Origin of the sequence: Polaromonas jejuensis NBRC 106434 (assembly GCF_001598235.1) — a bacterium.
Lineage (GTDB): Bacteria > Pseudomonadota > Gammaproteobacteria > Burkholderiales > Burkholderiaceae_C > Polaromonas > Polaromonas jejuensis.
Genome location: NZ_BCYO01000003.1, coordinates 74,519 through 100,475, shown reverse-complemented (window position 1 = coordinate 100,475; position 25,957 = coordinate 74,519). Strand labels below are relative to the sequence as shown.

Annotated in this window: 34 protein-coding genes and 1 pseudogene; 3 read left to right on the top strand and 32 right to left on the bottom strand. The window is 61.0% G+C overall.

Features of this window, described 5'->3' with window-relative positions:
- Window positions 1-1,557: a tripartite tricarboxylate transporter permease gene (locus tag PJE01S_RS05015; RefSeq protein ID WP_068832070.1), complete on the top strand. Its 1,557-nt coding sequence runs from the start codon at window positions 1-3 to the stop codon at window positions 1,555-1,557.
- Here the strand turns inward: PJE01S_RS05015 and PJE01S_RS24335 are convergent.
- The gene (locus tag PJE01S_RS24335) at window positions 1,494-2,045 is read right to left on the bottom strand and encodes a DDE-type integrase/transposase/recombinase (protein ID WP_084389364.1); all 552 of its coding nucleotides are present in this window, start codon (window positions 2,043-2,045) and stop codon (window positions 1,494-1,496) included. The genes PJE01S_RS05015 and PJE01S_RS24335 overlap by 64 nt on opposite strands.
- 6 nt (window positions 2,046-2,051) lie before the next feature.
- Between PJE01S_RS24335 and PJE01S_RS05005 the strand changes: the two genes are divergently transcribed.
- The gene (locus PJE01S_RS05005; protein WP_068832068.1) at window positions 2,052-2,492 is read left to right on the top strand and encodes a DsrE family protein; all 441 of its coding nucleotides are present in this window, start codon (window positions 2,052-2,054) and stop codon (window positions 2,490-2,492) included.
- A gap of 171 nt (window positions 2,493-2,663) precedes the next feature.
- Complete coding sequence (locus PJE01S_RS05000) at window positions 2,664-2,945, top strand: hypothetical protein (RefSeq protein ID WP_068832067.1); 282 nt, start codon at window positions 2,664-2,666, stop codon at window positions 2,943-2,945.
- A gap of 82 nt (window positions 2,946-3,027) precedes the next feature.
- Here PJE01S_RS05000 and PJE01S_RS25715 read toward each other — a convergent pair whose 3' ends face one another.
- The 31 genes and pseudogenes from PJE01S_RS25715 to PJE01S_RS04855 all read right to left on the bottom strand — a co-directional run bounded on the left by PJE01S_RS25715 (window position 3,028) and on the right by PJE01S_RS04855 (window position 25,887).
- Window positions 3,028-3,186 carry a hypothetical protein gene (locus tag PJE01S_RS25715; RefSeq protein WP_218017498.1) on the bottom strand — a complete coding sequence of 53 codons (159 nt, stop codon included), beginning with the start codon at window positions 3,184-3,186 and terminating at the stop codon, window positions 3,028-3,030.
- A gap of 108 nt (window positions 3,187-3,294) precedes the next feature.
- Window positions 3,295-3,750 (bottom strand): lysozyme, encoded by a 456-nt coding sequence (locus PJE01S_RS04995; RefSeq protein WP_245660617.1) that lies wholly within the window; start codon window positions 3,748-3,750, stop codon window positions 3,295-3,297.
- Window positions 3,750-4,217 (bottom strand): hypothetical protein, encoded by a 468-nt coding sequence (locus tag PJE01S_RS04990; RefSeq protein WP_068832066.1) that lies wholly within the window; start codon window positions 4,215-4,217, stop codon window positions 3,750-3,752. Before PJE01S_RS04990 ends, PJE01S_RS04995 begins: the two co-directional genes overlap by 1 nt.
- A gap of 63 nt (window positions 4,218-4,280) precedes the next feature.
- The gene (locus tag PJE01S_RS04985; RefSeq protein WP_068832065.1) at window positions 4,281-4,562 is read right to left on the bottom strand and encodes a hypothetical protein; all 282 of its coding nucleotides are present in this window, start codon (window positions 4,560-4,562) and stop codon (window positions 4,281-4,283) included.
- Window positions 4,559-4,960 carry a hypothetical protein gene (locus tag PJE01S_RS04980; RefSeq protein WP_068832064.1) on the bottom strand — a complete coding sequence of 134 codons (402 nt, stop codon included), beginning with the start codon at window positions 4,958-4,960 and terminating at the stop codon, window positions 4,559-4,561. The genes PJE01S_RS04985 and PJE01S_RS04980 overlap by 4 nt, the downstream gene beginning before the upstream one ends.
- Before the next feature lie 37 nt (window positions 4,961-4,997).
- Window positions 4,998-5,996, bottom strand: a complete 999-nt coding sequence (locus PJE01S_RS04975) for a hypothetical protein (protein WP_068832063.1) — start codon at window positions 5,994-5,996, stop codon at window positions 4,998-5,000.
- A complete protein-coding gene (locus PJE01S_RS04970) occupies window positions 5,989-6,171 on the bottom strand; it encodes a hypothetical protein (protein WP_068832062.1) in 183 nt (60 codons plus the stop codon). Before PJE01S_RS04970 ends, PJE01S_RS04975 begins: the two co-directional genes overlap by 8 nt.
- A 35-nt stretch (window positions 6,172-6,206) precedes the next feature.
- Window positions 6,207-6,389, bottom strand: a complete 183-nt coding sequence (locus PJE01S_RS04965) for a hypothetical protein (protein ID WP_068832061.1) — start codon at window positions 6,387-6,389, stop codon at window positions 6,207-6,209.
- An 8-nt stretch (window positions 6,390-6,397) separates the two neighbouring features.
- Complete coding sequence (locus PJE01S_RS04960; protein WP_068832060.1) at window positions 6,398-7,273, bottom strand: hypothetical protein; 876 nt, start codon at window positions 7,271-7,273, stop codon at window positions 6,398-6,400.
- Between the two features lie 35 nt (window positions 7,274-7,308).
- Complete coding sequence (locus PJE01S_RS04955) at window positions 7,309-10,305, bottom strand: phage tail protein (protein ID WP_068832059.1); 2,997 nt, start codon at window positions 10,303-10,305, stop codon at window positions 7,309-7,311.
- 140 nt (window positions 10,306-10,445) lie between these two features.
- A complete protein-coding gene (locus PJE01S_RS04950) occupies window positions 10,446-10,862 on the bottom strand; it encodes a DUF6950 family protein (RefSeq protein WP_068832058.1) in 417 nt (138 codons plus the stop codon).
- The gene (locus PJE01S_RS04945) at window positions 10,859-11,452 is read right to left on the bottom strand and encodes a hypothetical protein (protein ID WP_068832057.1); all 594 of its coding nucleotides are present in this window, start codon (window positions 11,450-11,452) and stop codon (window positions 10,859-10,861) included. Before PJE01S_RS04945 ends, PJE01S_RS04950 begins: the two co-directional genes overlap by 4 nt.
- On the bottom strand, window positions 11,449-12,078 hold the full coding sequence (locus PJE01S_RS04940) for a hypothetical protein (RefSeq protein WP_068832056.1): 630 nt from the start codon (window positions 12,076-12,078) through the stop codon (window positions 11,449-11,451). Before PJE01S_RS04940 ends, PJE01S_RS04945 begins: the two co-directional genes overlap by 4 nt.
- Entirely contained in the window at window positions 12,078-14,576 is a 2,499-nt protein-coding gene (locus tag PJE01S_RS04935; RefSeq protein WP_084389363.1) for a phage tail tape measure C-terminal domain-containing protein, read from the bottom strand. The genes PJE01S_RS04940 and PJE01S_RS04935 overlap by 1 nt, the downstream gene beginning before the upstream one ends.
- A 33-nt stretch (window positions 14,577-14,609) precedes the next feature.
- Window positions 14,610-14,816 (bottom strand): hypothetical protein, encoded by a 207-nt coding sequence (locus PJE01S_RS26375; RefSeq protein WP_422630672.1) that lies wholly within the window; start codon window positions 14,814-14,816, stop codon window positions 14,610-14,612.
- A gap of 104 nt (window positions 14,817-14,920) precedes the next feature.
- The gene (locus tag PJE01S_RS04925; RefSeq protein ID WP_068832053.1) at window positions 14,921-15,319 is read right to left on the bottom strand and encodes a phage tail assembly chaperone; all 399 of its coding nucleotides are present in this window, start codon (window positions 15,317-15,319) and stop codon (window positions 14,921-14,923) included.
- Window positions 15,320-15,387: 68 nt separating this feature from the next.
- A pseudogene (locus PJE01S_RS04920) lies at window positions 15,388-15,966 on the bottom strand (phage tail tube protein); the annotation flags it as partial.
- 67 nt (window positions 15,967-16,033) lie between these two features.
- Window positions 16,034-16,381: a DUF3168 domain-containing protein gene (locus tag PJE01S_RS04915; RefSeq protein ID WP_068832051.1), complete on the bottom strand. Its 348-nt coding sequence runs from the start codon at window positions 16,379-16,381 to the stop codon at window positions 16,034-16,036.
- Entirely contained in the window at window positions 16,378-16,863 is a 486-nt protein-coding gene (locus PJE01S_RS04910) for an HK97-gp10 family putative phage morphogenesis protein (protein WP_068832050.1), read from the bottom strand. Before PJE01S_RS04910 ends, PJE01S_RS04915 begins: the two co-directional genes overlap by 4 nt.
- On the bottom strand, window positions 16,856-17,023 hold the full coding sequence (locus PJE01S_RS25020; protein WP_157090234.1) for a hypothetical protein: 168 nt from the start codon (window positions 17,021-17,023) through the stop codon (window positions 16,856-16,858). The genes PJE01S_RS04910 and PJE01S_RS25020 overlap by 8 nt, the downstream gene beginning before the upstream one ends.
- Window positions 17,016-17,357 (bottom strand): phage head closure protein, encoded by a 342-nt coding sequence (locus PJE01S_RS04905; RefSeq protein WP_068832049.1) that lies wholly within the window; start codon window positions 17,355-17,357, stop codon window positions 17,016-17,018. Before PJE01S_RS04905 ends, PJE01S_RS25020 begins: the two co-directional genes overlap by 8 nt.
- Window positions 17,357-18,031 (bottom strand): head-tail connector protein, encoded by a 675-nt coding sequence (locus PJE01S_RS04900; protein WP_068832048.1) that lies wholly within the window; start codon window positions 18,029-18,031, stop codon window positions 17,357-17,359. Before PJE01S_RS04900 ends, PJE01S_RS04905 begins: the two co-directional genes overlap by 1 nt.
- A gap of 20 nt (window positions 18,032-18,051) precedes the next feature.
- Window positions 18,052-18,378 (bottom strand): hypothetical protein, encoded by a 327-nt coding sequence (locus PJE01S_RS04895; protein WP_068832047.1) that lies wholly within the window; start codon window positions 18,376-18,378, stop codon window positions 18,052-18,054.
- Window positions 18,379-18,447: 69 nt separating this feature from the next.
- Window positions 18,448-19,707, bottom strand: a complete 1,260-nt coding sequence (locus tag PJE01S_RS04890) for a phage major capsid protein (protein WP_068832046.1) — start codon at window positions 19,705-19,707, stop codon at window positions 18,448-18,450.
- Window positions 19,708-19,801: 94 nt separating this feature from the next.
- On the bottom strand, window positions 19,802-20,560 hold the full coding sequence (locus PJE01S_RS04885) for a head maturation protease, ClpP-related (protein WP_068832045.1): 759 nt from the start codon (window positions 20,558-20,560) through the stop codon (window positions 19,802-19,804).
- A gap of 7 nt (window positions 20,561-20,567) precedes the next feature.
- Window positions 20,568-21,899, bottom strand: coding sequence for a phage portal protein (locus tag PJE01S_RS04880; protein ID WP_084389362.1), 1,332 nt, complete (start codon window positions 21,897-21,899; stop codon window positions 20,568-20,570).
- On the bottom strand, window positions 21,896-23,614 hold the full coding sequence (locus tag PJE01S_RS04875; protein ID WP_068832044.1) for a terminase large subunit: 1,719 nt from the start codon (window positions 23,612-23,614) through the stop codon (window positions 21,896-21,898). The genes PJE01S_RS04880 and PJE01S_RS04875 overlap by 4 nt, the downstream gene beginning before the upstream one ends.
- Entirely contained in the window at window positions 23,574-24,089 is a 516-nt protein-coding gene (locus tag PJE01S_RS04870) for a P27 family phage terminase small subunit (protein WP_068832043.1), read from the bottom strand. Before PJE01S_RS04870 ends, PJE01S_RS04875 begins: the two co-directional genes overlap by 41 nt.
- Before the next feature lie 118 nt (window positions 24,090-24,207).
- The gene (locus PJE01S_RS24330; protein WP_084389361.1) at window positions 24,208-24,525 is read right to left on the bottom strand and encodes an HNH endonuclease; all 318 of its coding nucleotides are present in this window, start codon (window positions 24,523-24,525) and stop codon (window positions 24,208-24,210) included.
- Window positions 24,526-24,634: 109 nt separating this feature from the next.
- Entirely contained in the window at window positions 24,635-25,024 is a 390-nt protein-coding gene (locus tag PJE01S_RS04860) for an antiterminator Q family protein (RefSeq protein ID WP_068832041.1), read from the bottom strand.
- The gene (locus PJE01S_RS04855; RefSeq protein WP_157090233.1) at window positions 25,024-25,887 is read right to left on the bottom strand and encodes a hypothetical protein; all 864 of its coding nucleotides are present in this window, start codon (window positions 25,885-25,887) and stop codon (window positions 25,024-25,026) included. Before PJE01S_RS04855 ends, PJE01S_RS04860 begins: the two co-directional genes overlap by 1 nt.
- Between the last annotated feature and the right edge of the window lie 70 nt (window positions 25,888-25,957).

The window sequence follows — 25,957 nt, the reverse complement described above, 5'->3', positions numbered from 1 at the left end:
ATGGACATCCTTCACAACCTCGCGTTTGGTTTCGAACACGCACTGACCTGGCAGAACCTCCTTTATTGCGCCCTTGGCTGCACGGTGGGCACGCTCATCGGGCTGCTGCCTGGACTCGGCCCCTTGTCCACCATCAGCTTGTTGCTGCCCTTGACCTATTCCATTCCCACCGGTGGTGCGCTCATCATGCTGGCCGGGATTTACTATGGGGCGCAATACGGCGATAGCGTGAGCGCCATCACCATGAAGATTCCGCACGCGAGCAGCATCGTCGCCTGCATTGATGGCTATCAGATGACCCTCAAAGGTAAAACAGGCTTGGCACTCTTTACCGCGGGCATTTCCAGCTTCATTGGCGGCACCGTGGCCATTGTGGTGCTTTCGACGTTGGCGCAACCACTGGGCGAGGTGGGGTTCTTGTTTGGGCCGGCCGACTACTGTGCCCTTATGCTGCTGGGTTTTTTCTGCGTGAGCTTTGTCAGCAGCGGCAGCTTGCTCAATGGCCTGGCCATGGCCATGGTCGGCATTCTGCTCGGGATGGTCGGTACCGACGTGAACAGCGGCACTGCGCGCTACACCATGAACCTGCCCTTTCTGATGGACGGGATTGGCCTGATCAGCATCGCCCTGGGATGCTTCGGCATTGCCGAGGTCGTGAAAAACCTCGACAACAAAAACGTGCTCACCCCCTTCAACGGCACGATCAAACTCATGCCGACCTGGCCCGAGTTCAAGCGCATCATTCCCAGCGCCTTGCGCGGCAGTGTGATTGGCTCGGTCCTCGGCATCCTGCCCGGCGGCGGCCCCACGATTGCCCAGTTCGCAGCCTATGCAGCTGACAAGAAATTCAGCAAATACAAACACGAGATCGGCACCGGATGCATCGAGGGGGTGGCCGGACAAGCGGCTGCCGACGAGGCGGCGGCGCGCACCAGCTTCATCCCGCTCATGGCCATTGGCATTCCCGAAAACGCAGTCATGGCCCTGATGATGGCCGCCTTCGTCGTCAAGGGAATCCAGCCCGGCCCCAACATGATCGCCAGCCACCCCGATTTGTTCTGGGGTCTGGTGGCCAGCATGTGGGTGGGAAATTGCTTCCTGGTCATCCTCAACGTGCCCCTGGTGCGCTACTGGCTTTCGGTCTTCAAGATTCCCTACACCGTACTGTTTCCAGCGATTCTCTTTTTCTGCTGCATCGGTACGTTCAGCATCAACAACAGCCTGGATGACATCTTCATCACAGCCGTTTTTGGCTTGATTGGCTATCTGTTCTTGCGCCTGGACATGGAGGCCGCGCCGCTCTTGTTGGGCTTCATTTTGGGCCCCATGCTGGAGGAAAATTTCCGCCGCGCCATGCTTCTGAGCCGGGGTAGCTTTAACGTATTCGTCACCCGCCCCATCAGTGCCACCTTGCTCGCCGTCATCGGAACCCTGGTCGTGTGGCAAGTGGTGGCATTTGCCCGGAAGTTGATAAAGTCACCGGATCATATGATTCATGGAAGTACACATACAGCCGCGGCCGCAGCCACAGCCGTAGCCGTAGTTGAAATTGAATAGTCCCACTTTGGTGAAGCCAGCTCGATTTCCTGAACCACGCATAAGCAGAGTTTGGGGAATTGTTTCACTCGGCAGGTCTTGCTGAATCGCTCCAAATAGGCGTTCTTGGCAGGCTTGCCGGGTTGAATAGGGTTAAGCCCATAGCCTTGGCTGGCCGCCCGGTCAGCCAAGGCTTTGGCGATGAATCCGGGCTCATTGTCCAGGCGTATGGACAGGGGAGCACCATGGATATTCACCAGTTCAGTCAAGACCCGGATCACCCGGACGGCCGGCAAGCGGGTATCGATTCCGATTCGCAGCGCTTCGCGCTTGTATTCATCAGTCACATTGAATGTCCGGAACTTGCGCCCTGAGCACGGAGCGTCTGCCATGAAGTCGCAGCTCCAGCTCTGATGGGGCTGACCAGCGGCCACAAGGGGCTGTTTGATGCGCGCCAGCAGCAACAAGGACGGTAATGTGTTGAAATAAGTCTTCCCTTCAGGAGACATTCAAAAATGAACCGCAGACTCTTCGTGCAAGCCGGCGCCACGACGGCTTTTGCTACATTTTTGATAGCTTCAAACGCACAATCCACGGGGGCTACAGGCACAAAACGCCAGGGGATCGTGATCCAGGTCAGCGACAACGACCCGGCCAAATGGAACCTGGCGCTGAACAACGCCAAAAACCTGCAGGACGACGTGGGCGCGGCCAATGTCGATATTGAAATCGTCGCCTATGGCCCGGGCATAGGCATGCTCAAGCTGGAATCACCCGCCGGCGCGCGCATTGCCGACGCCATGAAAGCCAACGTGAAAGTGCTGGCCTGCGAAAACACCATGCGCGGCCAGAAGTTGACGAAGGACGACATGCTGCCCGGCATCAGCTACGTGCCGGCCGGTGTGACCGAGATCATGAAGAAGCAAGGCGAAGGCTGGGCGTATTTGCGGCCCTGACAGGGGTGAGTAAAGCTTGCGTGCCTTAATGAATTCGCCAGGCCGCCTGCTTCTATAATGAGGGCCACTGCGGGTGTAGTTCAATGGCAGAACTGAGCCCTCCTCTGTAACACTGCGAATTTTTGCAAAACCTACGCCAAAACCTACGCTTGTCACAACACCGAGCGCGCCATGATTTTTAACCCACCAAAGCCTGAGTTCCCGGATGATTTCCTGCAGTGGGCGACAACGCCCAAGCACCGGTACTTCACCGGCCACCGGCATTCGGGCAGGTACTACACATTCACCCTGGCACCGCCCCTGATCTCGCGACTCAACCAGCAGCCGGTGCGTTCCAGCTTCACGGTGCTCCCTGAACAGATCTTGCAATCCAAGAACTGGCGCCGGGACGTGGCCCAGCGCATCCGCAGTCTAAAGGTGCACATCCAGCAACAATATCCGATCCGCAAATAAAAAAATCCCCGCCAGCCGAAGCCAGCGGGGTGAAGTCCGGGCTTTCGGCCCAGAGGAGAAATCTTGCGAGATCAGGGAAACGTCAAGGCCGGTAGACCCCTTCCGGCTCTGGCTCTGGCAGCAGTGGTTGCGCCTCATAGCGCTCGGTGAGTCGCTGAAATTCACGCCGGCGCTGGCTGATGCGCCGCTGCTCATCCTGTCGTTCGGTCTTGAATGATCGTTGCTTACGCTTCTCACTCATTGAAGTGCCTTTCATGGATGGCAAAAATGCAGGCTGCTAGAAAAAATACTACCAGAATTAGGCAGCCAATCCAGGACAAAGGCTGGCAAAGAAGACGCATGCGCCAGCTCATATCAGCGCAGCTTCGGCCTCGCGCCGCAGCACCAGGCCACGCAGCACGCGCCCTCCCCCACGGATCCATTTACGCAGCTCAGTGGGCACCAGGTGCCACTGCTGCGCATTGACCCGCTTGCGCAGGGTTGACGCCCGCAGCTGGCCGGAGCCCAGGTTGAAGGCGAAATCAATCAGCGCCGCCAGCTTGTTGGGGTCAGGCACGCCGGGGCAGAGCTTGAGGACTGCCGGCAGGTACACGGTGCGCACCACTTCCTTGAGCATGACCAGGGCCGTCTCGCGCGTGATGGGCGGGTCGGTGAGCTGCACGCGGCGGCCATCGAGGTAATAGGTCGCGCCATAGCCAATCGTCGGCACGCCGGCCGGGCACAGATAGGGCGTCAGGTACAGGCCCTCGAAGCGGCGGCACAGCGCGGCGGCTGTCTGCATGGCCAGATCGGTGAACCAGTCCACTACTTGCCCCGCTTGGTCAGCTCGCGCGATGCAAAGAAGAAACCCAGGATCACGCCGCACAGCTCCATGTCCCAGTCGGACATCTTCCAGCCCTGCGTGTTGAGCGCCAACACCCACAGCAGGATGGCGATGGATGCCGCCAGCGGCCGGATGATGCCGTTCCAGGCATCCACCCACTTGATGCCCGTAGGCACCATGGACTGCTTGACGGCAGCGAACCAGCCCTCGGCCTCGATCTTGCCCACATCAGCCTCGGCCTGGACCTGGATGGTCTTGACGCCAAGTTCGGCCTGCACCTTGATGGCCTCCAGGTTGCGGGCATGCTGCGCGGCATCGAGGTCGCCCTGCAGGCGCATGCGCTCAATCTCGAAGGAGTGGTCCTGCTTGGCCGTGTACCAGGCGCTGACCTCGCCCCAGATCATGCGAAAAACTGAGCCGCCGAGAAAAGAAAAAATTGCCGAGAACATCTTCAGAGCCTCCAGTGTTTGAGCCAGTAAAGCCACATGTAAAAAGCAATCGGGTTCATCGGACTAGCCTTCCTTTACTCGAGTACGAACAATGAGCACGGCAAAGCCCACAATCACGCAGACGTCCTGCAGCGTGGGCTTTTCCAGCGAAATCAGCGGCGTGATGGCGGCCCCTGCCCCGCCCACAGCCAGCAGCGCCCAGGCAATGGCCTTGAGCCACTCGGTGACGCGCTCGCGCCAGCCCAGGCCATGCCGGCAGGGCGCGGTGCGCTCCAGTTTGTTGAGGGCTTCGGCGAGCACCACCACACCTGCGAGCCAGTGCGCCAGCTGCATTGCGGCCGTCATGCGACAGGCCCCCCGGCCGCGGCAGACTTGCCGGCGAAGCGCTGGATAAAAAACATCAGCACATGCTGCGCACCGCCGCCCACCGCGAAGGCCGAACCCAGCAGCAGCGACTCGGGCAGGCTGGCCAGCAGCAGCGCCAGCGGCGCAAGGTAGCCGGCCGTCAAGCTGCTGGCCACCGCCACCGCCATGCGGCGCAGCGTGGTGCGCACCAGCTCGCGCCAGGTATCGCCGGTGCTGGGCACACTGTTGAGCAGGATGATGGCGACGATGCCACCGCTAAAGCCCGCCACCAGCAAGTCGGGGCGCAGGCCCAGCGGCACACCAAAAGCGGTGAGCGCAGGCACGGCGGCGGCAGCCGCCACCAGTGTCGCGGCGGCGGTGGACGTGGGTTCTGGCATTGATGGTCCTTGCAAAGTTTTTAGAGGAGGACGTTCATCACACCACCACCTTATTCCCGGTGACAAAGCCCCGGATCAGATCGGTGGGGACACCACCCACGTAGTTGACGAACGTGAGGCTGTTGTTGGAGGAGGCAGACCACAGGAAGACATTGATCGCCCCGTTGTCGGCGCAGGGCGCCGGTACAAACAAGTTGTCGGAGTACGTCGTGCTGAGGTTGACGGTGTAGTTGCCCGCAGAGTTGCGGGTCACACTGGTGACCCCGTAGCCGCTGAGCGGTGCGTTCGTGCCTGCCAATCCCCCGTTAAACACGCAGAAGAATCTAGTGGGGGGTGCTGCGGGCAGGCGCTCGACCAGCGCCTGGGTAGGACTGAGCAGCGTGACGCGTGACCTGTGGTTGGCGGTGATGTCGTTGGCCGCGATGTTCACATAGCTGCCGTCGCCCAGTTCCTTGACCAGGTTCGGCGGGGTTGCAACGCCGTTGATTTGCAGCGTGGGGGCCGTGCCGCTGGCAACGCTGAACAGCACGTCGAAGGACTGGTTTGCTGAATAAGCCGTGATGGCCCGTGGCGGCGAGATGGTATAGGCGGTCGACGTGCCGCCCGTCGCAAAAACGAGGCCGTTTCCAGAGCTATTTAGTAGACGCCAGTTCGACGAGCCCCCTGGCAACTGTATCTCGGTGTCGCTATTCGGCGGCAGTGTGAAGCTGGTGCCGCCCTCAATTGTGTCCGACCCGGCGCGCTGCACGGTGACCGTGTTGGCCGTGCTGTCGATGCGGCGCATGTTGTAAAACGCATCGTCCGAGGCTGCTCCGCTGGCCGGCAAGGTCAGCGTGATGTTTCCGGAAGTGGCATCGACCAGCAGCAGGCCGCACTGCGTCGTGGTCAGCGTGGCATTGGCCGTGAGCGTGGTGCGGGCGACATCGCTCAATCCAACCGTATTGAGGGCGTCCCACAGCGCCGTGAGCGTTGCCTTGAGACTGGCACCCGTCAGGCTGGTGCCAGCGACGGTTGCGCGGGTAAATAATTTAGACATCAGTAGGCCCTTTCAAGTCACCGTTGTTATTTACTGGCTTTGCCGCTTCGAGCTGCACATTTGCCTGGCCCTGCAATTTGCCGATCAAATTGACCACTTCGGCATATGGTCGATTTGCAAGGGCGGTGAGAACCAGATTGCTTTCTTGTTCTGTGAGTTTGAAATTGAAGTCCATATTCATTCCTTGAGTTAGTTGCGGTTGGTTATGCGTCAGGTCTTGTACTGGTTGGCGTAGCTCTGGGCTGCGTTGTCCATGACGAACTGCACATAGCTCTGGTCGTCGGGCAGCGGCACGAAGTCCTGCACGTCGGCATTGCTCACGTTGTAAGCGTTGCGGGCGGCGGTGATTCCGGCCAGCTTGTGGGCGTCGGCGGTGGTGAAAGTGAAGGTCATGATGGTCCTTAAGCGAGAGCCACGCTCATCAGCGTGCCGGCGTTGTTGTAGAGGAGTTTGGTGGTGGCGCCGGAAGTGTCACGGCCTACTGCAAATTGACCAGACGGAATATCACCAGCAACAAATGCACCAGCCTTGGTCAGCGCAACAATGCCCTTGACGTAAAGGGCGCGGACGTTGGTGGCGCTGGCGCCTAGGTCATAGGAGTTGTCTGCTATGGGAGCAAAGGCGTAGGTTGCGCCCACCCCATCCACAGACCAGCGGTCCACGTTATTGGCGTTCAAGAGCACATTGCTGGCCCCCTGCGTACCTAGGCGGAGTGCGCGAGTCACCCCAGTCCCGAGCTGCTTGGTGCTAACGCTAAATACGTTTGCGTTCCAGCCTACCCGAGCCCATTCACCGTTGCTAGCATCTGTGTAGGTGTTGTACAGATTGAACAGCTGCGCAAACGTGCCATTGCGCTGGGCCAGGGTGTTGGCGGCGTCGCGGTACAAGGTCAGGTCATTGGCGCCAGCGCCTGTAAGAGTGGTGGTGTTAGCCCAGCCGAGAAAGTAATTAGACGCCAGCCGCACAGCTTTTGCCGAGTCGTCAAAAGCAATGGTGTCTTTGAACCGCATCTGCGCGGCGCTGGCCCGCCAGAATCCCAAGGTTGGCTCAGAAGCATAGGCATAACTCAGCGCAGCCGCCGTGCCGTCATTCAGTTGAATCGTCCCGCCCGTGATGTTTCCAGCCTTGTTCACCTTGAACTGGCTCACCCCGCCAATCTGCAGGTCGATCAGCAGCGAAGCAGGATCACTCGCCGTGTCCGTGACGTTCATCTTGATGGCGGTAAAAACCGTGGACCCGCTGTTCCACGTATCCACCATGTTGTAAAGGTAGGACATGCTAGGTGGCCCTCCCGGTTGTGCATGCAAATAATTTAGACATCGACCAAGCCTTTCAAATCAATCGTTGCGGTGCCGTTGACGGCGGTGCCGGTGTTGTCGACCAGCTGGGTGAGCGGCCCAATGTTGGTGTTGAAGTCAAGCAGGCGGCCCGCAATGGCGCCACTGCCGTCCACGAACGGCGTGATCTGCACGCTGCGCAGTGCAATCCATGTGCGTGCAGGTATGCCCGCAGACGGTGAAAGGCGGGTGCCTGCGCTGCTGATGGCCTGGTTGGCAAAGGTCTGGCCCCCCTCTTGGGCTGCCAGGCTGGCGGTGAAGGTGGTGACCTTCCCCTGCTCCGAACCACCGGCAATGCTCACGCGCCACTGAATGCCTACCATGCGGTTGATCGTCAAGGCCCCAGGCCACGACTGGTAAGCGCCTGGAGGGCCGTACAAGTCAGTGCTGGCGTACACATCCGCGCTGCCGTACAGGTTGATGATGTTGTCGCCGTCGGTGCGGTATTCAATCGTCGGCGTCGGGCCTGCTGTGATGCAGTTCAGCGACAAGGTGCCGCCGCCATACTGCGGCAAGAATGGCGCACTGGTCCACGTCAGCGCGTCGTATTGCGTTGCGTACACGTCAGGCTCGCCGTACAGATCGGCAATAGCGTACTCATCTGACGACGCGAGCGCGTCCGCTACGAGAGCGCCGCCCGCCGTGTTGACTGGCTGTTCTCGATACTGCGTGACTGACTCGGAAAAACGATCCACCAGTAGCGTTCCGTCCCGCAGGCGCAGCAAACTTATGACGGTGCCGGGCCAACCCCGCGCCTGGTAATCCGACACCTGCACGAAATTGCTGCTATCCGGCTGGCCAAAGTCCAGCGTCGCACTGACGGCCGCGCTGGTATTGCCGGTGGTGTCGATTGACGCCACCATGATGGTTTGCATACCATAAAGCCGCTGGTTCAATGCAAACGGCATGGCCGTGACAATGCCGTCATGCAGTGGCGTGCCGCGACTCCAGATGCCAGTCATGCCAGGCTGCGAGCGGATCAGGTAGCCCGCCAGGTCAATGTCGGTGACCTTTGCCCAGAACACCAGGCTCTGCGTCAGACTCACATTGCTTGGTGCCGTGGGCGGTTCGATCTTGCCTATGACTTGGTGGGCTATCGTGGCCCACGTCCCCGGAATTTTGAGCTGACTGACAAACCGCGCCCGGAACAGATAGGTGACTCCATCGGTCAGATTGCTGATGTAGGCGCTGGCAGCGTCACCTGGCAGCGTCACGGTTTGCCACACGTCATCCAGCGCAGAGGCAAGCCGGTACTGAATTTGCACGCGGCCACCTGTCACCACATACTGGCTGGCCGTGGCTACCCACTGCAACAGCACGCGGGTGATGATGGAGCCGTCTGCCTGTTTAATTAGTTGAGCCGTCCCGCTGGCCGCCGTGAGCCCGGCGAGCGCTGGCGTGTCGAACGGGCTGGGCAGGTTGGTGTTCGGCGCGGCATCGGCCGTGATGACGGCTGCGGCGTTGTAATACACCGCCACGTCTTCCACCATCTGCAGCGCCACGGGCGTCTTGGGGTGGAAACTCCAGTCGGTGACGCGGAAGGTTTTTGCGGCCCAGCCGAACTCAGCGTTGGTTATGCTCACGCGATCACCGGGTTGCAGCGGCCACAGGCGCATGTGGCCGGGGTAGGTGATGGTGAGGCCGCCGCGCGAGCGCTCCACGATCATGCGGGCCAGGTCCTGCGTGCGCTGGTGGTCTTTGGTGAAGGCGAAGCTGATGTCTTTGACCTTGACCAGCCCATCGCTGGCCACCTCGGCCGTGTTCTGCCACGGCGTGAAGTCGGTGGCTACGCCCAGGCCGCCGCCATCGACATACTTGCCGCGCACGGTGTTGAAGCGTTCCTTGCTGTTGTAGCTGGCCTGTTCGATCTGAATGGGTGCAGCCAGGTCGGCATCGGTGAGGCTGAGCACTGGCGTGGTCCACGCGCCGGCCACAATGCGCCACACGCCGCCGCTTTGATGGCAGGTGGCGCCGAAGCTGTCTTCCAGTTGCTGCTTGGTGTTCTCGCGGGCCTGGTCGGTCTTGAAGGAGCCGTCGCTGAGGAAGCCAGCAGCATCGGCCGCATTGGCCGCGGCAATGACTGAAGCGCTGTCGATTTGTGCGGTGGTCGCGCCAAAGCCTGCCTCGCTGGTGATGAAGTCGGCCAGGCACAGCGCCGGGTTGTTGCTGTAGACGGTGGTGCCGGTGCGCCAGTCATAGATTTTTTTTCCACGCAGCCTGGCGGTGACGTTGGGCGGCCCACCCTGGAAGCGGGCAAAGTTCTGGTCTAGCGTGAGCCAGATGTAGGTGTAGCCGCTGAGTCGGTCAGCAGCACCCCAGGCACCCCCCGTTCGCGCCGCAATGAACTGGTCATTGGCATCCACGCCGCCGGGGCTCAGATGCTTTTGAACATTCACGCGCGGCGTGGTCACCGTATACGCGTAAGACACGATGATGAAGTCCGGCGATTGCGAGGCCGGGTTGACCGTGATGGCGTTGCCGACGGCGGTGGTAAAGCTGGGCGGCGACGTTGAAATGATGCGACTAATCGCATGACTCGCTGTGCCCACGCCGTTCACATCTAAAACAATGTACTCGGTGGTGGTTACCTCTGCTGTTTCAGAAAAAGTGCCGCCTGTGACCCAGCCCAAGCCATCCAGTGCGCCGACCGCGTTGCCGTCGAGGTACACCTCATCGATGGCCTGGCATTCATGGGCGGCAAACACCACCAGCAGGTGCTTGAACTCACTTTTTGCACCGCTGGAAAGAATGGCGCACAAGCTACCGCCTATGGGGGAAGGGTTGCCGTACACCACCTGCCACGGCGCCTCGGCGCTCAGGCCGGTGACGTTGCGGTCTTGCAGGCTGGCGTTGTACTGGGCCCTTTGCGCTGCGGCGGCGGCCTGCTGGGCGCGCTTTGCGGCGTTGCTGGCAAGGGATGACCCGATCAGGCCCACTGCGATGCTGCCGAGCAGCGCCTGACCAGCGGTCAATAGACCAAGGCCAAACCCGCCAGCCGGCCCTAAAAATGTCACAGCCGCAGATATGAGGCTCACCGGTTCAGCCAAGGCCACAGAACAGCCAGCCAGCAAGCCGACAGCCAGCGCGATGCGTGAGGGCCGCACTCGAAGTTTCAGATGCGCCATGCGGCCTCCGCTTCGGTGATTGGCACCATCACCAGCCCGTTCGTGCCCTGCCCTGCCACCACGCTCCCCAGGCACACACCGAACACGCGCACCACCCGGCCCCGGCTGCGCGGCAGACGCAGCAACACGAAATCACCGCTGCGGGCCATGAGGCCGGGCACCGGCTCGCCGAGCTGCGTGCAGGCGTCCGCATACAGACCGCGCAGACCGCGCACCGTCCGCAGCGCCTCGCGTGCGGTAAGGGTGTCGGGCACCGCCAGCACGCGGCCAGTGGCGATCCGCACCCATTCGGTGGCGAAGGTGGAGCAGTTCTGGCCCGACCAGGCGAACGGCTTGCGCTCGTTGGCGCGCACATAGTCGTCCAGCAGCGCTTGCCAGTTGGGGTGACGTGGGCAGGTGGTCATATGGTCTGAAACGCCCTGGAGAGCCAAATTTGCGGCCTGGCAATCAGGTCGTTGACATACTTGAATCCGGTCTCACCAGGCTTGCGGAAGCTGTGCTGCGGCTGGTTCATGCGCAGCGCAGCGGGGTTGCCGCGCACGTCGTAGGCCCCGGTCTGGCAGTCGAGCAAGACCTTGCCGATGTTGCTTCCTTGGTCGCGCTGGATCCGCACCTGGTCCATGTAGCCGGCAAAGCGGAGCAGCGGCGCGCCGGTGATCTGCAGGCTGCTGCCGTCGACCAGCGCGACCCAGATGCGGGCGCTGCGGCCCTGGTAGGTTTCAGCCGCACCCAGGGCCAGCGCCAGATAGGCGCTTTGCACCTGAGTGAGGCCCAATGTGAGCTTTTGATAGTTGCCGTCTTCCGACTCCTTCAGCTCGCCCACCTCGCACACTGTTCCAATGCCCGTCCAGGTATAGCCGAGCACAGTCATGTCCACAGGCCAGCTGTTCAGGCGCAATGTGCCGCCGGCGAACGCCAGCTCGATGAGACAGAGCACGCCCAGGGCCGGCGAGGCCGCGGCGGTGTTCCAGTTGGCATCGGTGGCAATGGTCATTCCCAGCTCTCCATGAGGTCCAGGCTGTAGCCGTTGCGAATGCCGGGCTCATAGTCCCAGCTCGAGTCGGTAGAGGTTTGGCGGAAAAGCGCGGTGGGGCCATCCCAAATGACGGCCGATGACGCGGCCTGCTGCCAGCGCACGGGCTGGCTGATATTGACAACGATCACGCCTGCGCCATTGGCGGTGTAGTCACCCGCGATGTTGAGCAGTTGACGCTGGCCACCTGAGCCGATGCCTATCCAGTCGCCGGTCAACAGCGTGGCATTGGCCTGCCCTGCACCACCCGTGATCGTGAGCGAGGTGTCGCCGGCGTTGGCCTGGGCGCTCAAGGTCAGCGTGCCGCGCATGGTGCCGCGTGGCGTCAGGTTTGCCAAATCAGGAAGGGCCAGCTGGTGGGTCATGCCTTGAAGCTGCAATATCAGATTGCGCCAGATAGCAGCTTCAGCCTGGCTCAGGCCGTCCGGGCAGACAAGCGCAGCCGTCCAGCGTGGAGGCGCGAGGATGCGCGATTGGCCGGCCCCGCTGTCACCGTTCTGGAAGCGCAGATCAAACCGCTTTTGGCCAAATTTAAGGCGCTTGATTTTCAAGCCCGACAGGCCAACAGGCAGCGTGTAGATCGTCATTACGCGAGCACTCCCTGGCGCTTGAGCTGCTCGGCCCAGGCGCGGTTGTTGTCGGCCAGCGCTCGTTGAATCGCCGTATAGGCCTCGCCGGCGCCGATACCGCCTGCGACGGTAATGTTCGTTACCGGAGCGAAGCCGCCACCGCCGCCGCCGCCCAGTCGGTTATTCGGGATGATGGTGCCGGACCCTGATGGCGTAAAAAGTTCTGGCCCTTGCTCGCCAACAAGGTAGGTATTTCCAGCCCCTACCGGTCCGCCCGACGCACGCGCGCCAGACAGACCAATCAGCACATCGGTGGCAGCATCCCCGGTCGAGGCACTGGCACCAGATGCAACCCCAGATGATCCGCCCAAAATACTACCCAGAAAGCCACCCAAACCACCACCGCCAGGCCTGAGCGCATCAGCCAGTGGGCCGGTGATGCTTTGCCTTATCTGAATCCTGATAAGGTCGCTGATGATGCTGTCGACCAGGCTCTTGAAATCGAGCTTGCCGGTCTTCACAAAGTTGACCAGCGCGTCCTCTGCGCTCTTGAAGGCGTTGGTCAGCGCGCCTTCAATTTGCGCGGCGCTGTTGCCGGCGTCTTCGGCGTATTTTCGCAGGGCCTCGCTGGCACCGAATGCGCCCTCGCGCTGCTTGTTGTAGGACTCTTCGATCAGAGCGCCGACGCGAATTTGCTGCTCGGCCGCGTCTGCCATCGCGCGACCGACCTCGACCTGCATATCGGCCTCATCGATGCCCTTTTTCCGGATCTGATAAAGCCGGTCTTCCAGGGCGAGCTGGATCTGCTTTTGCGCGGTCAGCTTGGCGACTTCAAGGGTGTTTTTGCCCAGCAGGTCGATCTGGAAGCGGGCCTGGTCGTTGGCCAGCTGGTTCTGCCGCGCGATGGCCGTGGTAGCCAAGTCGAATTCGCGGTAGGCCTTGGCCTGCTCCAGCACGGTATCGGTCAGGCGCTTGCTGGCCTCAATCTCGGCGGCCACACGCTTTTTACTGACCTCGCCAAGCTTGTTGCGGGCATCCTGCCGGTCCACCTCTTTCGCGGCCTGCGCCAGGTAGATGGTGATGGCGGCGGCCTCCTTGTCGTAGGCCTCAAGCTCAGCCTTGAGCGCGTCCTGGATCAGCGTTTTCTTGGTGCCGTAGTAGTCGCTGGCGTTGGCGTATTCGAGGTTGTAGTAGTACTGCAGGTATTGCTCGCGCGTCTGGAGCTGCTTTTGCTCGGCCGCAATGAAGGCCTCTTGCGCCTTGAGCTGGCCCTCCATGAGCTTTTTGGCCGGGTCGTCCTGCGGGCCGGCGTTGGCATTACCCAAGATGGACTCATCGATCTTGTTCTTTTTATCCAGACGACGCGGGTCATTGGCCGACCCACGGCCCGCCCCTGCGCCCTGATTCATCAGATCAAATTTCTCTTTGAGCCCACGGGAAAACGCCGTGCTATCGTAATTCCATAATTCCGAATATCGTTTGTTCGCATCCTCAACCGTCTTATTGCGACGCTCTAGGGAGGCCGAAAGTTCTTTGCGATTTCCCTCAAAGGCAAGCCCAATCACGCCGCCGTTTTTCTGGAACGTCCCGAGCACACTCAGATCGGAAAATACTGCCTCGAAGCTTCCTCCAATAGCGCGTATCGCCTTGACCACGGCCGTCACGGATTCGATGATGTAGCCAAATGCGATGGCCGTGCCCTGCGCCCAGTCTCGAAGACTGTTGTCTTTCGCCAGATCACCCACCGCCGACTTTAGACCGTTGGTTTTTATCGATGACTCCAGCATTTGCTCGGCAAATGCCTTCGCAACCGGGAGCAATTCCATGGCAATTATTTTGAAAACCGCACCTTGCGCCGCGTTGAGGCGGATCAGTGTTTTTTCATACTCGTCTGCCATCATGGCCTGATCAGCCGTGACCTTCGCCACCAGATCGCCGGCATCCGCAAGGTCTTTCATGACAGGCAAAAGGTTGGCGCCGGCCTTGCCAAGCAGGTTCTGCATGATGACCACCTTGCCAGCACCATCCTCGTAGTTCGCCAGGGATTTGGCGATCATCTGAAACACCTGATCCGGCCCCTTGCCCTTGAGGTCATCCGTCGAGATACCGATGGCCTTGAATGAGGCGGAGGTTTTATCGCCACCGTTGCTCGCATCAATCATGGACTTGCTGAGTTTTTGCAGGCCGGTCGCCAGGCTTTCCGTATCGGTACCGGACAGCTTGGCGATGCCGGCCAGACCCGAAAGCGCCTCAACCGTGGCCCCAGTGCGCTCCGCGAGCTGTTGCAACCCTGCGGCGGACTCAATCACCCCTTCGATCTTGGACTTGATCTTGTCAAATGTCAGGCCCACCACCAAGGCGGCCCCCATCGCCTTGAGCGATGTGTTGACGATGCCAACGGCCTTATCAATCTGCGCCATGCGCTGCTCTGCAATGGCCGCGGCTTTGCCCATGTCAGATGTATATTTGGCGATATTCGCTTCGAGCGATACGACCAAGGAGCCGAGGTTTGACATTCATTACCCCAAAAAATCCCCGCCTGAGCGGGTTTATTTCGATTTAAAAAGCGCCTGCTTAATCAGGCGCGACTGCTCTTTCGGATCCGCGCTCAAAATGCCGCGCTGCCCCACCACCTGCCGGTTTGACTCATGCCAATAAATAAAGTCATTAGCCTTATAGGCGTCGGGTTTCTTTTTCGGGTCGCGGTTGACGTTGGCCAGGACGGCGGTGGCAATGCCATGCCGCTGGTCGGCGATCAGCTCGCCGAAGGGTTCAAGGGCGTAATAGGCGCGCCACTCGGCCAGCTCTGCGCTGCTGATCTCACACAGCAGTTGGCCAACGGTCTTGCCCAGGGCCAGCGCTAGGCGGAAGTAGAACCTTCGCTCAGGCCGGCCTTGGAGTTTTTTGCGGCGTCTTCCTCGGCCTGTGCGCCCAGGCCGTTGATGCGCTGGGCCGCGGCAAACACGCGCTCCAGGGCGGCAGCGGACTTGAGGGCCAGGCGGTCCACATCGTTCACCTCAAACAGCCGGTTGCCGTCTTCGCCCACCACGGCGAGCGCGACCAGCTTGGCGCGCATGTTGGCCATGTTGGGCTTGCGGGCGCCGTCGGGCAGCGTGGTGGTTAGGCTGGCTTCGAAGGCATCGCGGTCGGCGCCGGTCATGGTGCGCACGAGGACGGAGCCGCCCCATTCAGGGACCTCGACGGCCTCGTTTTTGAGGTCGCTGGCTTCGAGAATTTGGTCTTTGGTGAGAATTTTCATTTGCGTCAAGCCCAAGTAACCGCACCGGAAATGCGAATATCAACGGAGCTCTTCAATGCCTGATCGACTCCACCATTCATGGATTTCTTTTTCACGTAGCCAGAAAACGATGCAGTCGAAGCATCGGGAAGAACCAATTTGAAAATACTCTTCACGCCAGAGTCACGTTTTGCGCGCAATGCCAGTTGCCCAGCGTCCGCGTTGTCGTTATCCAGCTCCATGCTGAATTGCCCGTTGTCAACCAGGCCCAGCATGAATTCTTTTGCCGTGCTATCAAGATTAGTCGTATCAATTTCCGATGCCGTCCCATCGAAGCCGCTAAAAGTCTTTATATTTTTGACTGCGGTATAGGTATTTGGAGTCGCCGTACCAGCGCCCGCCGTGATTGTCTTTCCAGTTGTATCCACGTCCACCGCAAAGGTATTGGTGGTCTTGTTTTTCACCGTCAAGGCAAGACCATTGAGCAGCGCAGCATCGGCACCCGTCAGTCCCGCGATGACCTCGACGTCTCCATTGGCGAAGCCGTGCGCGGCAATGGTCAAAATAGTAGGGTAGCCAACAGCGATGCCAGTGATGGCTTTTGCGCCGCCGGTACCAGTGCCGATACTAAAGGTTGATCCCTGTGCGGAAATTGCGGAGGATGACATGATTAGCCTTTCAGAAAGTAAAAAACCCGCTCAAAAGCGGGCGGGTTGGAGAAGCGTTGCAAGTTGTCTAGCTGTGCCAGATGGAGTAGTCAAGGCTGACGCGGTGCAGCTTGACGGGGTCTTCGTAGAGGTCCTGCGCGGGTTGCGAAACGTTTGGCACCACCCAGCCAGCCATCAGCGCATCAACCTGTCCGGCGATGGTCTGGGCCTGCACGTAGGTGTCGGCGTACACGTCGATCTGCATGCGCGTGTTAGTGAGGCCGGAACTGCCGGACAGCACGTTTTCACTGTTCGCGCTGATGCGCTGGAAGGTGATGTATGGTCGCGCCGGCTGCTCGGGCGCAGGCGGATAGACACGCGTGCCGACATCGGTGAAGCCCGACAACAGCGTCACGAGCTGCTGCTGGATCGTCATTTGTAGACCTTCAGCTTGGCGACTTCTTCAGGGATGCGCTTCTCAAGGTAGGCCTTGATGGCTTCGACGGCCTCGCTCTTCTTTGCTTCGAAGGCGGGGCGCATGAAGGGCCTGGCGGCCATCTTGGAGGTGCCAAACTCGACAAACTTGGCATACCAGGCATCTTGCGAGAGATTGCCCTTCTTGCCCTGCTTTTGGTACTGCTTCCCTTTGCGCACGCCCACGTAGAAGGTCTGCTTGAGTTGGCCGGACAGTTCCCTGATCTGCTTTTGGTACACCGCGCGCTTGAGCGTGCCGGGCGGCGGGTGGCCCTGGCTCACCTCGCCGGTATAAACCGGTGCACGCGTCTGCACTTCATTTGTGATGACGCTTGCGCCGGCATTGACCGAGCCGCGCAGCACGTTCTTGGCGATGCGGTCGGGCAGCTCCTTGAGGGCGGCCTGCAGCTCCTTGAGGCCGGCGATGTTTTGCAGCTCAGCCATTTACAAACTCCAGCTTCACGCCGTGCACTACGACGAAGCGCGCGATCTTGTCGACGTCCGGCCGCAGTCCATGCATCACGGCAAACAGCACGCATGCCCGGATGTACCAGCGCACCCACCAAGCGATCCGGACGCGAACTTTGATGGTGATCTCAGCCATTGTTCATGCCCTCGGATGCCATGATTTCAACGGTGCGGTTGCGCTCGTCTGTATTCGTGGCGCCGCTGATATTGAACAGCCGGCCGTTGTAGTTGATGCGCATGGCGGCCACGGCCACCGGGTTGGTGAACTCGCCGCGGTAGCGCACGGTGATGCGGTGCGAGGCCTCGCTCTGCACGGCCTGGGCAGCCAGCACTTCGCGCGCCGACAAGGCCTCGATGGCGGCCCAGGCGGTGAAGGCATCGGTCCAGGTGGTGACCTGCTGGCCGTAGCTGTCCACGGCGGTGTCGCGGCACTGGAAGACCACGCGTTTGCGAAGGGGCCCGGCCTGCATCAGACGTACCCCGCGATGCGATAGGGATCGAGCAGGCCATCCACGAATGGCAGGTCCGCAACGACCAGGCGCTGACCTACCAGCACTTCCTCGCGGTTCTCGTACAGAGCGCCAATGCGCATCAGAATCCACGCCTTGATGCCTGCCGGCACCGCCGCAGCAGCGCCATAGCCGGCCGTGAAGCTGATTTGCACGGCATTCACGCGGTTCTGCGTGTCGGGCCAGTAGGTGTCTGGCGCGGGAGTGATGGCGCCGGGCTCGCTGATGTTGTCGACCACATAGAGATTGGTCGCCAGGGTCTGCACCACGCCGCTCAAATCGGTGTACTTGACGGCATCCACGGATTGCAGCGGCGGAAACGGCAGGTCGATCTTGCCGCCGCGAAAGCGCACCGCATAGTTGCGCATGGACAGCCAGCCGCTGGGCAACTGGTCAACCGGCACGTAACCCGGCACCACACCGTAATAGGTGTACTTCGGGAAGCTGTCGAGGTACAAGTCCCACTTCTGCGTGACGAAGGCGCGGCGGCAGACGTTTTCAGCATGCACGCGGGCCGCGGTGATCAGGTTGGTGATCAGCAGGTCGTCATCGGCCACATCCACCCGCAGGTGGGCCTTGGCCTCTGCGAGCGTGACGGGCTCCGCGGTGGGTGCCGTGGTGAGCTTGAGAGCCATCGGTATCGCTGCGCGGTGTTTTAGTGGCCGATGGCCAGCGATTCGGCGTATGCGACGGCGGCGGGGTCCGCGTCCAGCTCGCTGCTGGCCCTGGCCGCTGCCGCAGTCACGGTGACAACGTCATTGACCTTGCCGTATTGGCCATCAACCAGCACCCGGGCCTTGACCGACTTGCGGCCAGAGGTTACGGGCGCGGGCGCTGCCTCGGCCGGCCTGGCAACGCCTTCGGCCACCAGTTGGTCCGCCAATTCAGCAGATACCTCAATCTCGGCACCCTCGGCGGCGCCATCGGGGAGTTCTGCATACGTGAGGGCCGCGATGGCGGCCAGAACGAGTAGTTTGATCATGGTGTTGACTTTTCAAAAAGGTGAAATGAAAAGGTGGTGTGCGGCCCGCACACCACCGCCGTCGCGCAATCAGGTTGCGCTGTTGGCGTAGTACTTGACGGCGCCGCCGGCGTCGATCAGGTTGCCGCCCGCACGCATGAAGGCGACAAAACCAATTTGACCGTTCAAGGTGAAAGCGGAATCGGTCATGCGGAACAGCGTCAGGTCCATGACATCGCGGATGATGTATTTGCTGAGCTGGCCGAACAGGATGGACTTGGCATTGGCCGCCATGGCCGCCATGTGCTGATTGATGTAAATCGGACGACCCATCAGACGGTCAGGCGCACCGCCGTTGATCATGGCGTTAGCCTCATAGCCAGGGACAAAGATAGGACGGCCCTGGCTGTCTTTGATCTTGCGCAGCACCTTGACAGAGCTGTCGGCCATCATGTAGCCAACGCCGGGCATGCTGCGGTAAGCCGGGTCCACCGAGTGCTCCAGGTCCACCAGGTCGTCATATATGACGGTCAGTGTTTGGCCGGTGGTGCCGACCTTGCCCGAAGCCGCGGCAGTAACAATGCCGTTTGGCTGGCCAGAGCCGGTACCGACGGTGAAATGCCGGTTTTGAATACGGCCCAGACGCATTGCCAACAAACCCTGGATGTAGGCTTCGATGTCGATGAAACTGTCTTGCACCAGCTCGAATGGGAGGGCGATTTTCTTGGAAGAATATTTCCACACATCCATCGAGAAATTGGTGAAGGTGGTATCAAGGCCACTGACGGGACCGTTCTGGCCGACGATTTCACCTTCCTCTGCCGTGGGGTCGGTGGCGGGGAAATTCATCGACGCACCAGAGGCAGTACGAATGCCGGAGGCAACCTGGCGCATGCCACCGTAGGCTTTCATCGCGATTTCAAGCGATTTCTGGTATTCGGTGGCCACAGTGAAGCCGCCCTCGGTCGTGGTGGTCGTGGACATTGCATTGCGAATGTCCGGCGTCTGGCGAGCCAACATGCGTTGCCGGTCGGCCTCAGCCATGTTGGAGATTCCTCCCGCCATGAAGGCGCGCAGCGCCTTGGATTCGTCTGTCTGCTTGGCGGGGTCTTTGGTGGCTGCGTTCAGCAGCGCTTCATGCTGGGCCTTGGGGTCTTCGGCGGCCAGTTGGGCGCGGCGCTGCTCGCGGGCGATGTCGACGTCGATGGCTTCAACTTCGGCCAGGACGGCGTCCATCCTGGTCGCATCGGCTTCAGGCATGCGCACATCGGCGGCGTACTTGTTGTTGATGTCGTTGGCCTCTTTGGCCTTCACGTTGCGGATTTCACGGAGTTGGGCAAGTTTGCTCATGGGAGCCTTTCGGGTGGTTGTGACCGCTCGCGCAGGTCGTGGGGACGAAAAAAAACCGCCAGGGATGGCGGCTGTCTCAGTTGCGCGAGGCGCGTCACTGATGGGTGAGGCGATTCAGCATGCGCAGGCGCTGTTGCTGGCGTTCGCGGTGATCGTTGGTGATGGTCTTGGTTTGCTCGGGCTTTTGGGCGGCCCTTGGCTCAGGTTCTGGCGCTTGCTGGGGCGCCTTGGCGTAGGCGCTCAGATCCCACCTGGTAGCAGCCTTCACATTGGGGGTGATGCGGTCCACAAAGCCCGCATCGACAGCCTCCTGGGCAGTGAACCAGGTCTCGGCATCCATCAGGGCCCTCATTGCCTCTGCCGGTTGGCCGGTCTTTGCTGCGTACTGATCGGAAATAATTCCATCGGCCTTTTCCAGCAGCGCGACCGTTTCCAGAAAGTCGCTAGCGTTGCCGTACGCAATCGTCTGCGCACAATGAATCATGAACAGCGACCCTTCCGAGATTTCGACTTCATCGGCAGCGATTGCCACCAGAGTCGCAGCGCTGGCTGCCAGCCCCTCGACATGCGCAATGACCTTGGCGCCGGTGTCGCGGATGGCTGCGACGATCGCTTGCGCTGCGGGAACCTCACCGCCTGGGCTGTTGATACGAAGATGAATCGTGCCACCCTTGATGCCTCGAATTTGCGAAACCAACGTTTGAGCGGAAACGCCGCCACCCCAATCGGCCGTCAAGTCATCCGAAACGATGATGTCGTACAGGTAAATAGTGGTTTCATCGCCTTCGACGGCGAGCGCGCGCGGCTGCGCCTGCCGACGATTGCTCGCCAGCAGCTTGAGTAATTTGTTCATGATGTCCTTACGCGGTTGCGGGGTCGGGTTGCTTGTCCACCGTGGGCGCGGCCCCGGTCGTGGCGGAGGTAATACCGGTGTTGAGCACGTCACCGCCTTCGATGGGCGGTAGCAGCTTGAGGTGGCGGGCTTCGTTGATGGTGAGCCAGCCGGGCTCGCCAGCACGGCCAATGGCGATGCGCAGGGCTTCGTTCTCGCTCTTGAGGTCGCCGCGCTCGATGCCAGACACATCAAACTCGACAAAGTATTTCTCACGCAACGGCCAGAGCTTGCGATTGAACTCCTGCTCGATCTTGCGCAGGTCGCGCAGCAGCGTGTACTTGACGAAGCCGCGGCCCATGTTCTCCTGGCCGGTACCCCAACTGGTGCTCTTCTCGGTGCTGCCCACCATGAAGGGTGGCACGCCGAGGATGCGGCAGATTTCCTCCAGGCTCCAGTTCGCGGTTTGCAGAATCTGCGAATCGACGGCGGACATGGTGAGCTGCTGTACCTCCAGGCCACCCGTGAGGATGGCGGGCAGGTGGGAATTGGCCACGCCGCTGTGGCGCTCGCCCCAGGTGGCGCGTAGCAGCTTGGCCTGGTCTTCGGTGAGGTTGCCGGCCATCTTGAGCGCGAAGTCGGGCCGCGCACCATTACTGAAGAAGCGGGCGCTGTACTCGCCGGCGGCCAGCGAGGTGCCGACAGACTGGCGCGCGGCGTAGGTGATCGGGCTGGGACTGCGGATGCCGTCGTAACCCAGGCTGGGGATGTGGATGATGTCGGAGGGGTGCAGCACATACTGCGCGCCCACCAGCGGCTGCACCCGGTACCACAGCTCGCCCTGGGCGTCGCGGAAAGGGTCGACGCGCAGCGGGTGGTGGGCCTTGAAGCCAGTCACGCGGCTGCTGCGGAACGATGGGCGAATGATCTCGGCGAAGCCATCGCCATAAAACGCCCTGGCGCTGATCAGGTATTCCCAGAACACGGCCGCGGATATGTCCTGCTCGGGCTGTTCGTTGAGCAGCCACCAGTAAGGGTGCTCGATCCGAGCGCGGCCATCGGGCGTGCGCTCGTATATCGGCATCGGCAAGGTCGAGATGGCGCCGGCGATCAGGGCCACGCAGGCATACACCGCCGACACCTTCATGGCGGTGGTCTCGTTGACCACCGGGCCGGCATTGCTGATGGCACCGCCGCCGATGATGTTGGCGAGCTCCTGCACCGTCAGGCTGGCGCGGGTTTCGTTGAGATTGCTGATGCGGCCGGTGGTCTCGGGCCCATGCTGGGCGCGCCAGGCATTGAGCACGGCGGAGCCGGGCGTCCTGGCCCGCTCTTGCGCTGCTGCAAATGTTTGGCTCATAGGATGTAGATTCCTGGTGTCGGTGGTTCTTCGGCTCGTATGGCGCCACAGCCCACGGCCATGACGGCCGCGACCATCAAATCGATTCGGCCGGTGGCTTTTTCTTTGCTCAATTTGCGGTTCTCCGCGTCGTCTGAAGTAATCACAGCGTTGGCCGCGCACCAGGTGAACACCGGGTTGCCGGGGTGCACCACCGTGCCGTTGAGCAACGCCGTTTCAAAGGTTTCAATGGCCGGGCTCATGTCCTTGTAGCCCTGGCCGAACGGCTGCATTTCAGGCAGATCTATCGCGTTGTCAGTGGCCAGGGCCTTCAAATCCTCGATGCGCCAGCGGTCATAACCCACCAGTTGCAGATCGAAGAAGCTGCTCAGCTCGGCCAGCCTCTTGATCACGGTCAACTTGCTGATGGCCCTTCCGGGCGTCGTCTCCAAATACCCTGCTGTGCGCCATGCCAGGTAGGGCACGCGGTCCAGCTCTTCTTTTCGCTGCAGGCCCTCTTCGGGCAGCCAGGCAAAGGGCACCATTCGCCACGGCTCGCCCTCTCCCACCGGCTCCACGTACAACACCAGCCCGGTCAGGTCGGTGGTGCTGGACAAGTCCAACCCAGCCCAGGCGCGCCGGCCGCGGAAGTCGCGCCAGTCGTATTCACGTGCTGCGCCCAGCCAGACGTCGGCGCTGATCCACGGGTTGGTGGCGTCGGTCCACTGGCAGAAGTTGAGGCGCCGCACCAGCGCTTCCTTGCTGGGCATGCCACGCGCCTCCGTCACTTGCTCGCGCAGGTACTTCAGGCCCGGCAGTTTTGCGCCTTGCAGGCTGGGGTTTACCTTGGGCCAGCACTTCTCGTCGTTGAACGGATCGTCGCCTTCATCGAGGGCGCAGACGTAGCCAAAGAAAGCATCATCGACCAGCGTTCCGGCAGACACCTTGGCGGCATAGTCGTGGTAGTTCCAGCAGGCCGAGGTCTTGCTCGCGCCGCTGTTGGTGATCATGAAGATCAGGGCCTGCCGGCGGCTCTTGGTGCCAGCCCGCATCATCTCCACGACGGTGTTGTTGCGGTGCTCGTGGATCTCGTCAATCAGGGCTACATGCGGGCGCGGGCCGGACTGACCATCGTCGGCGCTGATGGGCCGGAAGAAACTCCCCTTCTCCGCATAGGCCAGGTTCCAGACGTTCTCACCGACACCCGAGGGCTTGAGTCGCCGACGGAGTTCGGGCGACTGCTGGTACATAGCCACGGCATCGCGGTACAGCACCATGGCCTGGTCTTTTTTCGTGGCGGCAGCGTAGACCTCTGCGCGGGATTCGCCATCAGCAGTCAGGCCGATCATGCCGACGCCTGCCGCAAGCGGGCTCTTGCCCGACCCCTTCGCCGTCTCCACGTAAACCACGCGGAAGCGCCGGTAACCGTCAGCCCCCTTCCAGCCGAACACGCTTCCGATGATGAACTGCTGCCAATCGAGGAGCTCGAACGGCATACCCTCAAACTCGCCGCCATTGAGTCGGAGCACATCGCGGTAGTAGCCGATGGCTCGCTGGGCGGCCTGCTTGTCAAAAACAAGGCCACGCTGGTGGCCGGTCGCCAGGTCGTTCAGGTGACGCTGGCACGCGGCGCGGACGTGTGGGCCCGCAATTTTTTTGCCGCTTACGACCGCCTTCGCATAGCGTGAAACCGGGTCAGCTGAAGTAGCTCGCGGCCCCGGTTTTCTGCTCGCCAAACAAATCTCCTTGTGGCTGCACGGCGATGCGCGTGCGGGCCTGCGGCGTCATGCCGAACTTGTCGAACACCAGCATCGCCTGCTTGAAACTCATGCTCTGCACCAGCGCCCACGGGTTGATGTGTTCGCCGGCATAGACTGGCTGGCCGTTTTCGTCAGTGACCGCATTGCCCTTGTCGTCCACCGCGAGCTTTCGCTTCACCGCGTCTTCGCCCGTGCGGCCAGTGGCCAACCGGTACTGCGCGATCGCCACGCAGCCCATGGCGAACGGCTCCACGTCGACCTCGGTCAGCAGCTTTGCCGCGACGGCAGCGGGGGCCAACTCAGACCACACTTGTTTGGCGGCATCGCTCAACCAGGCGGGTGGCGTCAGGTCCTGCAGGTAAGTCGGGTCAGGCTCCTGCTTGTTCAGCGAACGCTTGCCAGGGTTGCCGGCAATCAGTTTCAGCGCTGTCGGTTTCGGTGGTCTTGCCATTTTTTACCCTCAAGATGCCTTTCCCTTACCCCCCTCCCCCTATCCATTACGCGGTGTTGCGAATCGAGGGACCCGATCGGTCTGGAGAGGTTTTGCGTTTGAGTTTTGACGCCCCCCCCTATCCCTTCCGCGCCCAGTGGTGAGCGGGATCGAGCGGCAATCCAGTCAGGTCACAGCCAACAATGCCGCCGCCCTTTTCAAGCCGCTGCTTATGACTGTCGTGACAGATCTTGCAAAGAGACTGCCAGTTACTCTTGTCCCAGAACAGAGCCTGGTCGCCACGATGAGGAACGATGTGATCGACCACCGTTGCCGGCACAACATGGCCGCGCTTCTGGTGATCAACACACAGCGGATGACTGCGCAGGTAGGTCGCTCGCGCCTTTTGCCATCGACCACCGTATCCGCGTTGTGCTGATGTCTTTCGGTCGTCCATGGCGCGGAAATGAAAAAACCCGACAGGAGTGAACCGGCCGGGTTGAAGGCTGCTGCCTGTGCTTTTGAGGCACGTTGGCTACAGCTTGCCTGAAATGTACCTGAAAAGTCTAAGGTGTAAAAACTCTTTTGCGTTTGTCTGCCCGCTCAACAAACCACAGCGACAGCGCTTGATCGGCCTGCTCCAGCTGCGCCTTCACGGTGGACTCAGCCCGACCCAGTCGGCGCGCCGCCTCTTTGATGCCCACGCCTTTGACGTAGATGTGCTGCAGCGTCTGGTACAAATGCGATCGCGCCGGCTTGAGCGCCTCCACCGCTTCATTGGTGACAGACGCATCCACATCATCGACCGGGATGATGGACTCGCGGTAACGATCCGTCGTCGCCGCCTCATTGACGAATGCCGACTGCGAATAAAACCCCAGTCCGCCGCACTGCTCGCGATCCTTCCACAAGGCCCAGTTGTCCAGCCGCTGCTTGACCCATTCGATTCGCGCCATCACGCCACCGCCATTTCTGATTTTTTCGCCGCCGCCAGCACCCGCGCCCTGAACACCGGCCTCGACTCCAGAGACCCAATCGGCGTGAGCCCGAGCTCGGCAGCCTTGCGGTCCACCCCGGCAGCGGATTCGTGCCAGACATCGGAGACCTGGGCGGGTTGCGGCCGTCCACCCCACGCGCCGCCAGTCGACTGAACCCGCAGCTTCGCCCAATCCTCTCGGACGGCCTCCATGAACGCGTCGTCCCAACTCACGTTGGTGTAACCCTTCGCGGCCACCTTGCGCTTGAACGCGTCCAGGTGTTCGTCGAGCCGGTCAAAGCCTTTTTCCTTCGCCCACGCCTTCACCCGGTCGCTGACCCCGAACTCGGCCGGCATCCCGGTTTTCACGCCTTTGGCTTTTCGGGAGGGCACGGCAGGCTTGTCCTGCGCTGTCCCCAATCCGGAATCAGGAATCAGGAATCCGGAATCAGGCGATCTTGGCGATGCCTCGGCACTGCCTAGGTTGTGCCCCGGTGGTGCCTCGGCACTGCCTAGGTTGTGCTTTGGCAGCTCCTCCCCCTGTTCTCGCCCCATCTCAGGCAATGTCGAGGCAGCCTCACGGACATGCGGGGCCTGGTGCTTGGTGAAGTTGACGATTTGAATGACAGCCGTTCCGCCCACTACATACCGCGCGATGAATCCGGCACTTTGCAGGTCACCCAGCATGGCCCCAACATCAGCCGCGCGGTCGTAAGCAAGCGCTTGCGCTGCTATTCGCTTCGGTCTATCTTCAAGACGCCCTTCCCGGTCCGCCAGCATCCACAGATAAACGAACAGCAGGCGAGTCATCGGCTCAAGCTCCGCCAGCTCTTCGTTGTCCATGATTGACGGTTTGATGTTACGAGCGCGTGCCATCTACTGCCTTCTTATTCATGTTAATCACCCGACCATC

What these genes read in the sequence shown, in the direction of transcription:
- PJE01S_RS05015 (WP_068832070.1), top strand. Translation starts at nt 1, where the DNA reads ATGGACATCCTTCACAACCTCGCGTTTGGTTTCGAACACGCACTGACC.
- PJE01S_RS24335 (WP_084389364.1), bottom strand. Translation starts at nt 2,045, where the DNA reads ATGTCTCCTGAAGGGAAGACTTATTTCAACACATTACCGTCCTTGTTG.
- PJE01S_RS05005 (WP_068832068.1), top strand. Translation starts at nt 2,052, where the DNA reads ATGAACCGCAGACTCTTCGTGCAAGCCGGCGCCACGACGGCTTTTGCT.
- PJE01S_RS05000 (WP_068832067.1), top strand. Translation starts at nt 2,664, where the DNA reads ATGATTTTTAACCCACCAAAGCCTGAGTTCCCGGATGATTTCCTGCAG.
- PJE01S_RS25715 (WP_218017498.1), bottom strand. Translation starts at nt 3,186, where the DNA reads ATGAGTGAGAAGCGTAAGCAACGATCATTCAAGACCGAACGACAGGAT.
- PJE01S_RS04990 (WP_068832066.1), bottom strand. Translation starts at nt 4,217, where the DNA reads ATGTTCTCGGCAATTTTTTCTTTTCTCGGCGGCTCAGTTTTTCGCATG.
- PJE01S_RS04985 (WP_068832065.1), bottom strand. Translation starts at nt 4,562, where the DNA reads ATGACGGCCGCAATGCAGCTGGCGCACTGGCTCGCAGGTGTGGTGGTG.
- PJE01S_RS04980 (WP_068832064.1), bottom strand. Translation starts at nt 4,960, where the DNA reads ATGCCAGAACCCACGTCCACCGCCGCCGCGACACTGGTGGCGGCTGCC.
- PJE01S_RS04975 (WP_068832063.1), bottom strand. Translation starts at nt 5,996, where the DNA reads ATGTCTAAATTATTTACCCGCGCAACCGTCGCTGGCACCAGCCTGACG.
- PJE01S_RS04970 (WP_068832062.1), bottom strand. Translation starts at nt 6,171, where the DNA reads ATGGACTTCAATTTCAAACTCACAGAACAAGAAAGCAATCTGGTTCTC.
- PJE01S_RS04965 (WP_068832061.1), bottom strand. Translation starts at nt 6,389, where the DNA reads ATGACCTTCACTTTCACCACCGCCGACGCCCACAAGCTGGCCGGAATC.
- PJE01S_RS04960 (WP_068832060.1), bottom strand. Translation starts at nt 7,273, where the DNA reads ATGTCCTACCTTTACAACATGGTGGATACGTGGAACAGCGGGTCCACG.
- PJE01S_RS04950 (WP_068832058.1), bottom strand. Translation starts at nt 10,862, where the DNA reads ATGACCACCTGCCCACGTCACCCCAACTGGCAAGCGCTGCTGGACGAC.
- PJE01S_RS04945 (WP_068832057.1), bottom strand. Translation starts at nt 11,452, where the DNA reads ATGACCATTGCCACCGATGCCAACTGGAACACCGCCGCGGCCTCGCCG.
- PJE01S_RS04940 (WP_068832056.1), bottom strand. Translation starts at nt 12,078, where the DNA reads ATGACGATCTACACGCTGCCTGTTGGCCTGTCGGGCTTGAAAATCAAG.
- PJE01S_RS04935 (WP_084389363.1), bottom strand. Translation starts at nt 14,576, where the DNA reads ATGTCAAACCTCGGCTCCTTGGTCGTATCGCTCGAAGCGAATATCGCC.
- PJE01S_RS04925 (WP_068832053.1), bottom strand. Translation starts at nt 15,319, where the DNA reads ATGAAAATTCTCACCAAAGACCAAATTCTCGAAGCCAGCGACCTCAAA.
- PJE01S_RS04915 (WP_068832051.1), bottom strand. Translation starts at nt 16,381, where the DNA reads ATGACGATCCAGCAGCAGCTCGTGACGCTGTTGTCGGGCTTCACCGAT.
- PJE01S_RS04910 (WP_068832050.1), bottom strand. Translation starts at nt 16,863, where the DNA reads ATGGCTGAGCTGCAAAACATCGCCGGCCTCAAGGAGCTGCAGGCCGCC.
- PJE01S_RS25020 (WP_157090234.1), bottom strand. Translation starts at nt 17,023, where the DNA reads ATGGCTGAGATCACCATCAAAGTTCGCGTCCGGATCGCTTGGTGGGTG.
- PJE01S_RS04905 (WP_068832049.1), bottom strand. Translation starts at nt 17,357, where the DNA reads ATGCAGGCCGGGCCCCTTCGCAAACGCGTGGTCTTCCAGTGCCGCGAC.
- PJE01S_RS04900 (WP_068832048.1), bottom strand. Translation starts at nt 18,031, where the DNA reads ATGGCTCTCAAGCTCACCACGGCACCCACCGCGGAGCCCGTCACGCTC.
- PJE01S_RS04895 (WP_068832047.1), bottom strand. Translation starts at nt 18,378, where the DNA reads ATGATCAAACTACTCGTTCTGGCCGCCATCGCGGCCCTCACGTATGCA.
- PJE01S_RS04890 (WP_068832046.1), bottom strand. Translation starts at nt 19,707, where the DNA reads ATGAGCAAACTTGCCCAACTCCGTGAAATCCGCAACGTGAAGGCCAAA.
- PJE01S_RS04885 (WP_068832045.1), bottom strand. Translation starts at nt 20,560, where the DNA reads ATGAACAAATTACTCAAGCTGCTGGCGAGCAATCGTCGGCAGGCGCAG.
- PJE01S_RS04880 (WP_084389362.1), bottom strand. Translation starts at nt 21,899, where the DNA reads ATGAGCCAAACATTTGCAGCAGCGCAAGAGCGGGCCAGGACGCCCGGC.
- PJE01S_RS04870 (WP_068832043.1), bottom strand. Translation starts at nt 24,089, where the DNA reads ATGGCAAGACCACCGAAACCGACAGCGCTGAAACTGATTGCCGGCAAC.
- PJE01S_RS24330 (WP_084389361.1), bottom strand. Translation starts at nt 24,525, where the DNA reads ATGGACGACCGAAAGACATCAGCACAACGCGGATACGGTGGTCGATGG.
- PJE01S_RS04860 (WP_068832041.1), bottom strand. Translation starts at nt 25,024, where the DNA reads ATGGCGCGAATCGAATGGGTCAAGCAGCGGCTGGACAACTGGGCCTTG.
- PJE01S_RS04855 (WP_157090233.1), bottom strand. Translation starts at nt 25,887, where the DNA reads ATGGACAACGAAGAGCTGGCGGAGCTTGAGCCGATGACTCGCCTGCTG.